Origin of the sequence: Streptomyces sp. NPDC102259, from assembly GCF_044766465.1 — a bacterium.
GTDB lineage: Bacteria > Actinomycetota > Actinomycetes > Streptomycetales > Streptomycetaceae > Streptomyces.
On sequence record NZ_JBIWMA010000020.1, the window covers coordinates 53,354 to 67,283 of the forward strand.

3 protein-coding genes are annotated in these 13,930 nt (G+C 75.0%); all 3 read right to left on the reverse strand.

Annotation, left to right across the window (positions count from 1 at the left end; all coding sequences use genetic code 11):
• Positions 1-179: 179 nt before the first annotated feature.
• Genes ccrA through ACIRPU_RS33875 form a run of 3 tightly spaced genes read right to left on the reverse strand, consistent with a single transcriptional unit; the run spans position 180 to position 13,895 of the window.
• On the reverse strand, positions 180-1,415 hold the full coding sequence (gene ccrA, locus ACIRPU_RS33865; protein WP_403874244.1) for a crotonyl-CoA carboxylase/reductase: 1,236 nt from the start codon (positions 1,413-1,415) through the stop codon (positions 180-182).
• Complete coding sequence (locus ACIRPU_RS33870) at positions 1,412-5,293, reverse strand: type I polyketide synthase (RefSeq protein WP_403874246.1); 3,882 nt, start codon at positions 5,291-5,293, stop codon at positions 1,412-1,414. Before ACIRPU_RS33870 ends, ccrA begins: the two co-directional genes overlap by 4 nt.
• Positions 5,286-13,895: an amino acid adenylation domain-containing protein gene (locus ACIRPU_RS33875; RefSeq protein WP_403874248.1), complete on the reverse strand. Its 8,610-nt coding sequence runs from the start codon at positions 13,893-13,895 to the stop codon at positions 5,286-5,288. Before ACIRPU_RS33875 ends, ACIRPU_RS33870 begins: the two co-directional genes overlap by 8 nt.
• Positions 13,896-13,930: the final 35 nt, after the last annotated feature.

Consider the following 13,930-nt stretch of genomic DNA (forward strand, 5'->3'; position numbering starts at 1 on the left):
TCCTCGCGGCCTCCCCGACCGCCGGCTCGGGCCCGGCCACCGCTCCCCCGGTGGCCGGGCCCGAGCCGTGTCGAGTCCCTCGCGGGCCGGCTCGCCGTGCCGGGCGGACCGCGGGTCTTCGGTCGGAGGGACCGTGGCCGGGCCGGGCCGACCGACAGCCGGCCCGGCCGGCGCGCGCCCTACTCCGACGCGTTGACCAGGACCGCCATGTTCCCCGTCGGGTGGCGGTTGTCGTGGATGAGTTGGTGGGCCAGGCCGATCTCCTCGAACCCGAAGGTGCGGGACAGGCATGGATCGATGACGCCCTGGTCGATCAGCCGGGTGATCTCACGGGCCTCGCGGGCGCCGGCGGCGTGCGAGCCCTGGAGGCGCTTCTGCCGCATCCACAGGACCCGCAGGTCCACGTCGCCGTTGTAGCCGGTGGTGCCGCCGCAGATGACCACCATGCCCGCGTTGTCGCACAGATAGAGCGAGGTGGGGACGGTGTCGGCGCCGGAGTGCTCCAGCACGATCCGGGGGCTGCGGCGCTCGCCGAGCACGTCCCAGAAGCGCCGCCCGAAGGCGCGCGCCCCGGACAGCCAGCGGCTCATCGCGGCCTCGTCGGAGGTGTCGGGCATCCGGCCCCAGTGGTCGAAGTCGCGCCGGTCGATCCAGCCCTCGGCACCGAGCCCCTTGGCGAACGCGCCGCGTTCCTCGCTGGAGACCACGGCGACCGGGATGCCGCCGACGTGCCGGACGAGTTGGATGGCGATGCTGCCCAGGCCGCCGGCACCGCCCCAGATCAACACCGGGTCGCCGGGCCGGACGGTGTGCGGGTCCCAGCCGAACAGCTGCCGGTAGGCGGTGGCCGCGGTCGCCATGTAGCAGCCGGCGGCCGCCCAGGACAGCCGGGCCGGCTTGGGATGGCACATGTAGTCGTCCACGACCGCGAACTGGGCGAAGGAACCGTAGTTCTCCTCGTAGCCCCACACCCGCTGGCTGACGGACGCGGCCGGGTCGCCGCCCAGGCGGATGTCCTCGGCCGACTCGTCCCAGCGGCTGGCCAGGACGACGACCTCGTCCCCGAGCCGGACACCTCTGACGTCCTCCCCGACGGCCCACACGATGCCGGACAGGTCGGAGCCGCCGATGTGGAAGTCCTCACCGGCGCCGGCCTTCTGCCGGGCGGCGATCACGTCGAGCGGCTGCCCCAGCGCCGCCCAGACGTTGTTGTAGTTGACGCCGGCCGCCATCACCTTGACCAGCACCTGGCCACGGCGGACCGGGGGCACGTCGACCACCTCGGTGCGGAAGGCGTCGACGGGCTGCCCGTAGCGCTCCCGGCGGATCAGCGAGGCGTACATCTTCCGTGGCACGGTGCCCGGTTCGGGCGCGTCACCGAGTTCATAGAGGTCCTTGGGTGCGGTCACGGTCATGCGGGGTCTCCTGGACGGTCGGGGCCCCCTGGGGGCGGAACGGGTAGGGGCGTGGTGGGGTCGGCGGCGCCGCGCAGGGCCTTGGCCACCGCCGTGCCGATCAGGGCGAGGGGCTCGGGTTCGGTCATCTCGTAGTGCCCGCACGGCACCCGGTGCTCGTGCAGGGTCCCCCGCACCTGCGGACGCCAGGCGTCCGCCTTGCCGGGCAGTACGGCGAGGTCCCCGGAGAAGTCCGTGGCCGGTTCGTCGTCGGCGCTGAAGAACAGGACGTCCCCGTGGAAGACGCCGGGCTCGAACCGGGGCGCGAGGCGCAGGTTGTTGCGCATGACGTCGGCGATGGCGGCGGCCTGCGCGTGGTCGACGGGTGAACTGGCGGGGTCCTCCGTCACCTTGGCGTCGATGCGCTCCAGGACGGTCGCCACGTCGGGCGGTTGTTCGCCGTCCGGGTTCACGGGCAGGCCCGCCACCCGCGTCAGCAGGGCCGCCACCTGGCGCTCGGCCGTCCCGGCGTCGTACGCGCTGCCGTACGGCTGCGGAGCGTCCAGCATGGCCAGCAGTTCCACCCGCTCCCCCTGTTCCTGGAGCGCGCAGGCCATCGCGTGGGCGACGAAGCCGCCGTACGACCAGCCCAGCAGCCGGTAGGGGCCGTGCGGCTGGACCTCGCGGACCAGGTCGACGTAGGAGGCGACCATGGCCGGGGCGTCGGGTGCGGGCGGCCGGGTGCCGTCGAGACCGGCGGCCTGGATGCCGTGGACCGGCTGGTCGCCGCCGAGGTGGGGCAGCAGGCCGGTGTACCGCCAGGCGACGCCCGCACCGGGGTGGACGCAGAACAGCGGTGCGGCGTCGCCCTCGGCACGCAGCGGCAGCAGCGGTGCGAGGGCGTTCGCGGACCCGCTGGACCGCTGGTCGTCGGTGTCCCCGGTGGCGGCGAGGACACCGGCGACGGTCGGCGCGGCGAGCAGGGTGGCGGCCGGCACGTCGAGCACCCCGGTCCGGCGGAGCCGGCCCGCCAGCAGGACGGCCCGCATGGAGTCGCCGCCGAGGTCGAAGAAGTTGTCGTGGACGCCGATGCCGCCGATGCCGAGGGTCTCCTCCCACAGCCGGACGACGGCCTGTTCGCGGTCGGTGCGCGGCGGCACGAGCTCGGTGGTGAGCCGGGGCCGGGGCGCGAGGCCCGGCCCGTCCTGAACCGTGTCCGGGGTGTCGGACGCGGTGGAGCCGACGCCGGGAGCGTCGATCCAGTGCCGGTGGCGTTGGAAGGCGTACGGCGGCAGCGGCACCGGTCGCGGCGTGCCCGGCACCGGCGGCAGCGCGGTGTCCGCACCGGCGCTCCAGAGCCGGCCCAGCGCCTCGGCGAGGACGAAGCCGTCGAGGGCGTCGGCCTTGGCGTGCCGCATGGTGGTGACCGTCACCGGTGTCTCCGGGTCCAGCTGGGCGGTGGCCAGTTTGGTGAGGGTGTCCGCCGGTCCGATCTCCACCAGGACCGGGCGCCCGCGCTCCCACAGGGCCGTGATGCCGTCGGCGAACCGCACGGTGCGGCGGGTGTGGTCGAGCCAGTGCTGGACCGAGGTCGCCTGGGCGTCGGTGATCCAGGTGCCGGTGACGTTGGTGACGAACGGGATGCGGGGCGGGCGCAGGGTGACGCCGCGCAGGTGCCTCTCGTACGTCTCCAGCACCGGGTCCAGGACGTGGGAGTGGGCGGCGGCCGGTATCCGCAGCCGGCGGAACGGGATGTCCCGGTGGGCGAGTTCCCGCTCGAAGCGGGCCACGGCCTCGTCGTACCCGGCGACGGTGCAGGCGGCGGGCCCGTTCATCGCGGCCAGGGACAACTCGTCGTCGAGCAGCGGCAGTACGTCCTCGACGGGGGCCGCCACGCCGACGGTCGCCCCGCCCGCCCCGCTGATCAGCCGGATCCGTTCGGTGACCAGGGGCAGCATGTCCGCGAGATCGATGACCCCGGCCAGACAGGCCGCCGTGTACTCGCCCAGGGAGTGGCCGATCAGCGCGTCCGGGCGGACGCCGGCGGCCATCAGGGTGCGGGCGAGGGCGTACTCGGTGACGACCAGGCCGAGGAAGGTGGCGGTGTGGTCGGCCGGCGCGCCCTCGAACAGGGAGGTGCGCAGGTCGGTGCCGAGGACGGGACGCAGGATGCGGGCGCACTCGTCCACGGTGTCCCGGTAGACGTCGTGGTCGCGGTACAGCTCCGCGCCCATGCCGGGGTACTGGGTGCCGCCGCCCGGCAGCAGGAACGCCAGCCGGGCGGGTTCGTCCGGCACGGCCGGAGTGACCGGAACCGCGGCCCGCAGGGCAGACAGTGCCTCGTCGCGGGAGGCGGCGGAGACGGTCAGGCGGTGGCGCAGGGCGGGGCGACCGGTGCGCAGGGTGTGCGCCACGTCGTCCAGGCGCAGGTCCGGCCGGCGTTCCAGGTGGCGGGCGAGAGCCTCTGCCTGGCCGCGCAGGGCGCCGGCGGTGCGGGCGGACAGCGGCAGCACCAGGCGGCCGCCGTCCTCAGGGGCGCGCGGCGGCGCGGGCGCGGGAGCTGGGGCCTCCTCCAGGATGACGTGGGCGTTGGTGCCGCCGATCCCGAAGGCGCTGACGGCGGCCCGGCGGGGGTGGTCGGCGGCGGGCCAGTCCTCCAGCGCGGTGGGGACGCGGAACGGTCCGGCCGCGAAGTCGATGAGCGGGTTGGGCCGGTCGAAGTGCAGGCTGGGCGGGATCTGCCGGTGTTCCAGGGCGAGGACCGCCTTGATGAGCCCGGCGATGCCGGCCGCTGCCCCCAGATGGCCGATGTTGGTCTTCACCGAGCCCAGCGCGCAGTAGCCGCGCCGCCGGGTGGACTCCCGGAACGCCTCGGTGAGCGCGGCCACCTCGATGGGGTCGCCGAGGCGCGTCGCGGTGCCGTGGGCCTCGACCAGGCCGATGCTGTCGGCATCCACCATCGCCTGGGCCTGCGCGGCCAGCACGACCTCCGCCTGCCCGGCGGAACTGGGCGCGCTGAAGCCGACCTTGCGCCGTCCGTCGTTGTTGACGGCGCTGCCCCGGATCACGGCCCGCACGTGGTCACCGTCGGCCAGGGCGTCCTCCAGCCGTTTGAGGACGACCGCGCCGACGCCGTCCCCGGAGGAGGTGCCGGCGGCGTCCGCGGCGAACGCCCGGCAGTGTCCGTCGGGCGAGAAGGGCCCGTCGGGTACATGGCGGTAGCCGAGCGGTGCCGAGGGGTTGAGGGAGACGGCGGCGGCGAGGGCGGTGTCGCAGCGGTGGTCGAGAAGGTCCTGGCAGGCGGTGTGCACGGCGACGAGCGCGGTGGAGCAGGCCGTCTGGAGGGACACGCTGGGGCCGGTCAGGCCCAGTTCGTAGGAGATGCGGGGGGCGAGGGTGCCGAGGGAGTTGGCGGTGGCCGCGTGCACCAGCTCGACGGAGCCGGGCTGTCCGGCGTACCGGGGGTGGACGTGGGCGGGGTAGTACCGGCTGTCGCCGCCGCCCGCGTACACGCCGAAGGTGCCGTGGTCGGTGCCCGGTCCGAGGCAGCCGGCGTTCTCCAGGGCGTGGTAGGCGGTCTCCAGCAGCAGGCGCTGCTGGGGGTCGATCACGGCGGCCTCGGCGGGTAGGTAGCCGAAGAAGCCGGAGTCGAAGCGGTCGATGCCCTCGACGACGGACGCCATGCGGATCAGCGACGGGTCGTCCAGGTCGCGCGGGTCGCCGCCGGCGGCCAGGAACTCCTCGTCGGTGACGGGTCGTACCGCCTCGCGGCCTGCGGCCAGGTTGTCCCAGAACGCGTCGAGGTCGTCGGCGCCGGGAAACCGGCCGGCCATGCCGACGACGGCGACGGCCGGCATGTCCTCCTGCGGTGTGTCCGGTGGCGCGGTGGTCTCACGCATGGTCTCGGCCCTTTCCGTGTCCTGCGGAGCGGCGGGCCCGGGCCGCGCGCTGCCGTTGTGCCTGTTCCTTCGCCCGGTCCAGCGCGCCCGGCGGGTCCGCGGCGCCGTCCGTCGGGATCCCGGGCGCCGGCGTGCGGTCGACGAGGTGGCGGGCCAGGTCGCGCACGGTGGGGTGCGCGAACAGGTCGACCACGGTCAGCTCGCAGCCGAACTCCTGGTTGACGGCACTCTGCGCGCCGACCAGGAGCAGGGAGTTGCCGCCCACGTCGAAGAAGTTCTCGTCCCGGCCGACCCGGTCGCGGCGCAGCACTCCGCACCACAGCTCGGCGAGCCGCTGTTCCAGGGCGCGGATCCGTTCCCCGGCGTCGTCGGCGGCGGCCGGCCGTTCGGCGCTGCCGGCCGCGCGCAGCACCCACGGGGCGCCGCCCGCGGCGTCGGCCGCCGCCCGGTGCAGGGCGCCGAGGTCAGCGCCCTCCTCCAGGGCTACGCGACCGGCCAGCCGCCGTACCTGCCGGGCCGGTTCGGCGACATGGCTGCGGACCCAGGGGGCGGTGCGGTCGGCGCCGATCAGCAGATGGGGTTCGTCCAGGGTGCGGGCGAGGTCGAGGGAGCGCAGCGCGGCGGCGGCGTCCAGGACCCGGTAGCCGCGTGCCTCGGTGAGTGCGGTGAGTGGGTAGCCGCTGCTCATGCCCCGTTCGTGCCACATGCTCCAGGCCAGGCTCTGCGCGGGCAGGCCCAGGGCGCGGCGGTGCAGGGCGAGCGCGTCGAGGTAGGCGTTGGCCGCGGCGTAGGCGGTGTTCATGGCGCCGCCGAACCAGCCGTTGACGGAGGAGAACAGCACGAACGAGGTCACGGGGTGGTCGGCGCTGACCCGGTGCAGGGTCCAGGCGCCGTGTGCCTTGGCGTCCAGCGCCGAGCGCCAGGCGTCCGGGTCCAGTTCGCCGACGGGCCGCTCCACGAGGGCGCCCGCCAGATGCCAGACCGATGTCAGGGGGACGCCCCAGGCCTCGGTGGCCGCGGCAACCGCCGCCCGCACCTGGTCCTCGTCGGTGACGTCGGCGCACGCGTAGCGCACGTCGCCCAGCTCTCGCAGCCGCTGGTGGGTTCCGCCGTCCTCGGGGGCCAGCGGGCTGCGGCCGAGGAGGAGCAGGCGGGTGCCGGGGGTTGCCAGCAGGTGGGCGGCCAGTGCGCTGCCGACTCCGCCGAGCCCTCCGCTGATGAGGTGGAAGCCCTCGCCGGCGGGCGGCTCCAGGCGGGCGGGCGCCTCGGGCAGCGGGGCCAGCCGGCGCACGAAGCGCCGTCCGCCGCGGTGGGCCACCTCGGTGTCCACGGGCGGCTGTGCGGCCTCCGCCGTCACGAGCGGTAGGGGGTCGGCGTCCCGTTCGACGTCCAGGTGGACGCAGCGCAGACCCGGTGACTCCTGCCGCAGCGATTTCAGGACCGCGCCGGCCATGGCCTGGGCCGGGGAGGGCGGTTCGCCGGCGCTGACCGCCTGGGCGCCCACCGTCACGTGGAGCAGGTCCGCGGACCGGGTGCCGAGTGCCCGGGCGAGGGACAGCAGGGTGCGGGCACCCGACTCGTCCGGGGCGGCGTCGCCGGTGTGCGGGGCGGTGAGGTGGACGACGGCGTCGATGGGCCGTTCGTCGGCGGCCAGGTCCCGCAGCAGCGCCGTGTGGTCGGCGTCCTCGGCGGGCCCGATCCGGTAGCGGGCGGCGTCCAGACGTTCGTAGGACGGTCCGTCGGTGACCACGGTGCAGCGGGCGCCGTCGGCGCGCAGGGCCTGGGCCAGGCGGTCGGCGAGGCCGTGGGTCTCGGGGTCGCCACAGGCCAGGACCAGGGTGTGCCGGCCGGGTGGCAGGGCGCGCGGGGCGTGTGGCGCGGCCGGCTGCCACACGGGCCGCAGGAACCAGTCGGGGAGGGTGGCGGCGGTGCCCAGCAGCAGGTGGGCCGCACGGACGGCGTCGTCGAAGTCTCCCGCCTCGAAGCTCTTGCGCAGCTTGGTCCGCTGGATCTTGCCGATCTCGGTCTTGGGGATGTCGCCGGGGTCGACCGGGATCAGGAAGGCGGGGCTGACGCCGATCTCGCGGGTGACCTTGCCGGCGATCTCCCGCAGCGCGGCGGCGCGGTCGGGTCCGGGGGCGAGGTGGAAGAACAGGGCGAGTTCGTCGGTGGCGGCGGCCGGGTCGGAACGGACCGCGCAGGCCGCGGTGAAGCTGCGGACGACGGCGGGCAGTTCCTCGACGCAGGTCTCGATCTCGTGGCTGTAGTGGTTGACGCCGTTGACGATGATGACGTCCTTGGCACGGCCGGTGATGAACAGCTCGCCGTCGCGCAGGAACGCCAGGTCGCCGGTGTCGAACCAGCCGTCGTCGGTGAACGCCTCAGCGTTGGCGGCCGGGTTGTCGTGGTAGCCGCCGGTCACGGAGGTGCCCCGGACCTGGAGCCGGCCGGCCTCGCCCTCGGTGAGCACGGTGGTGTCCTCGCCGACGACGCGCATGGCGAAGCCGGGGTAGGGCAGGCCGCAGCTGACGAACGTCTCGTCGGTGCCGGGCGGTTCGGCGGACAGCACCGCGTCGGTGACCACCGAGCAGGTCTCGGACATGCCCCAGCCGGGGTGCATCACGTCCTGCGGCAGTCCGAAGGGTCGCAGCGCGTGCAGGAAGCCGCGGGCGGCGGCGGCCACGACGACCTCTCCGGCGTTCATCACCAGCCGCATCGGGGTCAGGTCCCAGTCGCGGTCCGCGAAGCGGTGGGCCTGCTCGGCGAGCAGTCCGAAGGCGAAGTTGGGGGCCCAGGTCACGCTGACCCGGTACCGGTGGGCGAGGTCCATCCAGCGCAACGGGTCCTGGAGGATCCAGGAGGTGGGCGCGTGGATCTGCCGGCAGCCCAGATAGAGGTCCCGCAGATGGAACATGACGACGCCGGTGACGTGGTCGAGCGGGATCCAGTTCAGGGTCACGTCGTCGGCGCCGAGTCCGTTCATGGCCTCGGTCGCGGCGGAGCGGGCCAGCACGTTGCCGTGGGTGAGTCGTACGGCCTTGGGCAGACCGGTGCTGCCCGAGGTCATCAGCATCAGGATGAGGTCGTCCGGCTTCGCGGCGTACCAGTCGCGGTCCTCGGGTGCGTCCCGCAGGGCGTCGGCCGTGGTCAGCCGCAGACCGGACCGGCTCTCCTGGCCGATCCGGTGGCGCAGGCCCTCCTCCAGGGCGGGCGAGCACACGATCCAGGGCCGGCCGAGCATCCGCCAGATGCCCTCCAGCTTGGTGAGGGCGGCCGAGGGGGTGTCGTAGGAGACGGGCACGGTCAGCGGCACGGCGACGAAGCCGCCGAGGATGCAGCCCCACAGCACCGCGAGGAAGTCCTCACTGCTGTCGCACTGGAGGATCACCTGGTCGCCGGGGCGCAGTCCGGCGCGCCTGAGTCCGGCGAGGACCCGGGACGCCTCGGGGACGAGGCCGGCGTAGTCACGGCGGCTCTCGCTGCCGTCGGGGCGGACGTGCACGATGTCGCCCCGGGAGCGGTCGGCGGCCCGTACCAGGGCCTGGGCCCAGGTGGCCACGGAGGGTTCGGCCGGTTCTGGGCCCTCGCTGAGGGCGGGCCGTGTCCCGGCCGCCCTGCGGGTGCCGCCGTCGGACGCCGGTACCGCGCGGCGCGGTGGGGCGGCGTGCCTGCGGACCAGTTCCTGTGGGGTGTTCTCGAGTCCTGCCTCGGCGGTGCCGACCCCGGTGATGCGGGCGAGGCGTTGTTGCCAGGCCTCGGCGGCGGTGCGGTCGACGGCGGGCAATGCGGCGAGGGCGGCCGGGTCGAGGGTGCCGTCGGCGCCGCGGGGCAGGGTGCTGACGGCGGTGACCCCGACGGTGGCGATGCCGGTGCGCCCCAGCAGCCGTTCGACGGCCTCGGTGGCCTCCGCGCGGCCCGGCACCACGAACAGTCGGGGCGCGCCGCCGTCGGCCGCGGGCAGCGCGACGGCGTCGCGGATGCCGGGCACGGACCGGGCCGCCTCGGTCAGGCCGGCGGTGTCGGGGGCGGGGGCCTGGGGGGCGGGTGCGCGCGGCGCCGGCGCCGGGAGCAGGCCGAGCCGTACGTCCGGGTCGGCGCTCACGACCGCGAGCAGTCGGCCCAGGGAGCGGGCGAACTCCTCGGCGGTGGCCGGGTCGTACAGGTCGGTGGCGTACTCGAGGTGCAGGTCCAGGCCGTCGGGGCGGCCGTCGGCGGTGTGCCGTTCGAGAACGTCCACGAACAGGTCGAACTTGGCGGTGCCCGTGGCGGTGGGCCGCAGCAGCACCGTCTGCCCGTCTAGACGGAGCACGGCGGGCTCGTTGTTCTGGAGGGCGAGCATGACCTGGAACAGCGGGTGCCGGCCGGGCAGACGGGGCGGGTTCAGCTCGTCGACCAGCCGGTCGAAGGGCAGTTCCTGGTGGCCGAGCGCGGCCAGGTCGCCCGGACGGACGCGGGCCAGCAGCTCGCGGAAGGCGGGGTCGCCCGAGGTGTCGGCGCGCAGCACCAGGGTGTTGGTGACCAGGCCGATCAAATCGTCCAGGCCGGGTTCGGAGCGGCCGGCGACGGGGACGCCCAGCACGATGTCCTCGCCGGCTCCGCAGCGGGTGAGCAGGGCGCTGACGGCGGCGTGGAGCACCATGAAGAGGCTGCTGCCCTCGCGCTCGGCGAGGCCGGTCAGTTCGCGGTGCAGGGTCGCGGGCACGTGCTCGGTGACATGGGCGCCGCCGCGCGGTGCCGTCGGCCGGGGCCGGTCGCCGGGCAGGGTGCACTCCTGCGGTGTTCCGGCCAGGGCCTCCCGCCAGTGCGCGGTCAGCCGCTCGGCGTGCCCGGTGCCGTCCGGTCCGGGGGCGAGCAGGGCACGCTGCCAGAGCGCGTAGTCCGCGTACTGCGCCGGGGGCGCGTCCCACGCCGGGGTGGCGCCCGCGCGGCGGGCCGCGTAGGCCGTGTTCAGGTCGTCGGCCAGGGGACGCAGGGACCAGCCGTCGGCGGCGCTGTGGTGCAGGACGAGCAGCAGGGTCTGTTGCTCACCGGTGCCGAACAGCCAGGCGCGCAGGGGAGGTTCGCCGGTGAGGTCGAAGCGGTGCCGGGAGGCGGCGGCCAGGTGCGCACCGATCTCGTCGGCGGGGCAGTCGACGGCGCGCAACCGCGGGCGCCGTCCCCCGGGCGGCAGGATCCGCTGGTACGGCGTGCCGTCGTGGTCGGCGAACACCGTGCGCAGGATCTCGTGCCGGTCGGCGAGGTCGCCCAGCGCGGCACGCAGCGCCTCGGTTTCGACGGTGGCGCCGAGCGGCACGACGAGGGGGATGTTGTACGTCGCCGTGGAGTCGTCGAGCCGGTTCAGGAACCACATGCGTTCCTGGGCGTACGACAGCGGGACGCGCTCCGGGCGTGGCCGCGCGCCGAGGGCGGGCCGGCCGGGAGTCGTGCCGGAGCGGCCGTCGAGGTGCCGGGCGAGAGCCGCGGGCGTCGGCCCTTCGAACAGGGCGGTGATGGGCACGTCGGTGCCGGACCCGTGGCGCAGCCGGGCCAGCAGCCGGGTGGCGAGCAGCGAGTCGCCGCCCAGGCCGAAGAAGTCGGCGTCGATGCCGACGGTGTCCCGGGGCAGCTTCAGCACCTCCTCGAACAGAGCGCACACCAGCGCCTGTTCGGTGCTCACGGGGCGGGTGCCGGCCGCCGCACCGGTGAGGTCGGGCGCGGGCAGCGCGTCGGTGTCCAGCTTGCCGTTGGCGGTCAGCGGAAGCGTGTCCACGGGCACACAGGCCGCGGGAACCATGTGCTCGGGCAGGTGGGCGGCGGCGTGGGCGCGCACCTCGGCCGCGGTGGGCGGTCGTTCACCGGCGGTCACGGTGTAGGCGACGAGCTGCTGGGCGCCGTGGTCGGCACGGCGTACGACGACGACGGCGCGGGCGATGCCGGGGTGCCGGGTGAGGACGGCCTCGATCTCGCCGGGCTCGATGCGGAAGCCGCGCAGTTGCACCTGCCGGTCGGCGCGCCCCAGGTGCTCGAGGGTGCCGTCGGCGCGGCGCCGCGCCAGGTCGCCCGAGCGGTACATGCGGCTGCCGGGCGTGCCGTGGGGGTCGTCCAGGAAGCGCTCGGCGGTCAGTTCGGGGCGGTGCAGGTACCCGGCGGTCACCCCGGCGCCGGCGACGTACAACTCGCCGACGGCGCCCGGAGGCACGGGCCGGCCCTTCGGGTCCAGGAGGTACACGCGCAGGTCGGCGAGCGGGGTGCCGACGACGCTGCCACGGCGGGGGTCCGTCAGGTCGGCGGCGGTGATGCGGTGGTGGGTGACGTGCACGGTGGTCTCGGTGATGCCGTACATGTTCACCAGGGCCGGCCGGTCGAGGCCGTGCCGGGCGGTCCACGGGCGCAGCCGTTCGGGACGCAGCGCCTCCCCGCCGAACACGACGTACCGCAGCGCGCCGGCGGTGGACTCCCGCTCCTCGTCGGCGTCCACCAGCTGTTCGAAGGCGGACGGTGTCTGGTTGAGGACGGTGACGCCCTCGTCGTGCAGCAGCCGCAGGAAGTCCCGCGGGGAGCGGCTGACGGCGTACGGCACGACGACGAGCCGGCCGCCGTGCAGCAGGGCGCCCCAGATCTCCCAGACGGAGAAGTCGAAGGCGTAGGAGTGGAAGAGGGTCCAGACGTCGTCGGCGCCGAAGTCGAAGTGCTCGGCCGACGCGGCGAACAGCCGGACCACGTTGGCGTGCGCGACGGGCACGCCCTTGGGGCGGCCGGTGGAGCCGGACGTGTGGATGATGTACGCGATGTCCGCCGGACCGGTCGGTCCGCCGCGGTCGGCGTCGGTCAGGTCGGCGGCCGGGCGCGCGGCGAGGTCGGCGGTGACGGCGGGCTCGTCGAGGACGACGGCGGGGGCGTCGCCGCCGAGGTCCCCGGCGAGGCCGCCCTCGGTGACCAGGAGGACGGGCGCCGCGTCCGCCATGACCAGGCGCAGGCGTTCGGCCGGGTGGCCGGGGTCCAGCGGGAGGTAGGCGGCGCCGGTCTTGAGAACCGCCAGCAGGGCGGGCAGCAGCCGCGGGCCCCGGTGCAGCGCGAGGGCCACCACCCGGCCCGGTCCGGCGCCGCGTTCGACGAGCAGCCGGGCCAACCGGTTGGCCTCTTCGTTGAGTCGGCCGTAGGTGAGGTGTGCGCCCTGGTGGGTCACGGCGATCCGTCCGGGCCGGGCGTGCGCCTGCCGCTCGAACAGCTCGGTGAGCGTTCCGGTGACCGGGACCTCGCGTACCGGCAGGTCGCGCGGGTGCTCGCCGGGCAGCAGCAGGTCCAGGTCGGCGAGCGCGGTGGTGGGCGCGGCCTGGGCCAGCCGCCGCAGCAGCGCGAGGAACCGTTCGCGGTGCAGGTCGAGTTCGTCCGCGTCGTACAGGTGGGGATTGGCGTCGAAGGCCAGCCAGAGGGCGCCGGGCCGGGTGCCGGGCCTGACGTTGATCTGGAGGTCGTCCACGGCGCCGCCGGACAGGTGGTGCCACGTCGCCGTACTGCCGCCGAAGTCCAGTTCCTCGGTGAAGGGAACGATGTTCAGCACGGGTCCGTGCAGGCGGCGCCCGCTGCCGAGCAGGCCGAGATCGCGGCGGATGAACTCGCCCCGGTACTGCTGGTGGCGTCGCAGTGCCGCCAGCTCGTCGGCCACCGTGCGCGCGAACTCCGCCAGCCGGGCGCCCGATCGGGCGGTGACGCGCAGGGGCAGCACGTCGGAGGCGGTGCCCGGGGTACGCAGGGCGGCGCTGCCGAGCCGGCTCATGGTGGCCATGCCGAGGATCAGGTCGTCCTCGCCGGTCATGCGGTGCAGGTAGACGGCGACGGCGGCGGTGAGCAGGTCGGTGCGGGTGACGCCCAGGCGGGTGGCCGCGGCGGACAGCGCCTCGGCGTCCGGGGAGTCGATCTCGACGGCGCGGCGCAGGAACGGGGCACGCGGCGGGGCCGAACGGCGGGTGAGGCGGGCCGGTTCCGGCAGGCCGGCCATGCGACGGGTCCAGTGGTCGCGGTCGCGGGCGCAGCGCTCGGAGGCCAGGTAGGCGGTCTCCTCGGTCCGGAGGCGGCCGACGGGCGCGAAGCCGCAGGGGCCGGGGTCGCGGCCCTCGGCCAGCGCGTTGTGGACGTCGGCCAGGCGGCGGCCGAGGAGCTTGTAGCTGTAGCCGTCGAGCAGGAGGTGATGGGCCCGCAGCAGCCAGATGTGGCGGTCGGCGGCGAGGGTGAGGAGGGTGTGCGCGAACAGCGGGCCCTTGTCGGTGTCCACGGGGGTCGCGAGGTCCGCGCGGATCAGCTTCCAGGCGGCGGCCTCCGGGTCTGCGGCGTCGCTCACGTCGACCCGGTGCAGCGGCCAGTCGTCGGCGTCCGGCGCAAGGCGGCAGCGCGGGCCGTCGTCGGTGTCGAGGAAACGCAGGGCGAAGGTGTCGACCTCGCCGACCGTGCGGCGCAGCGCCGTCTCGAACAGAGCGGTGTCCAGGCCGCCGTGGATCTCCACCGCCTCCGCGGTGTTGTACGCGGCGCTGTCGGGGGCAAGCCGCTGCGCGTACCAGAGGCCCGTCTGGGCGCCGGACAGCGGTCGACGTTCGTCCTCGGGGAGAGACTCCTCGTGGAGTGACATAGCACAACCCTCACGTGGCAAGCCGTAACGACCCG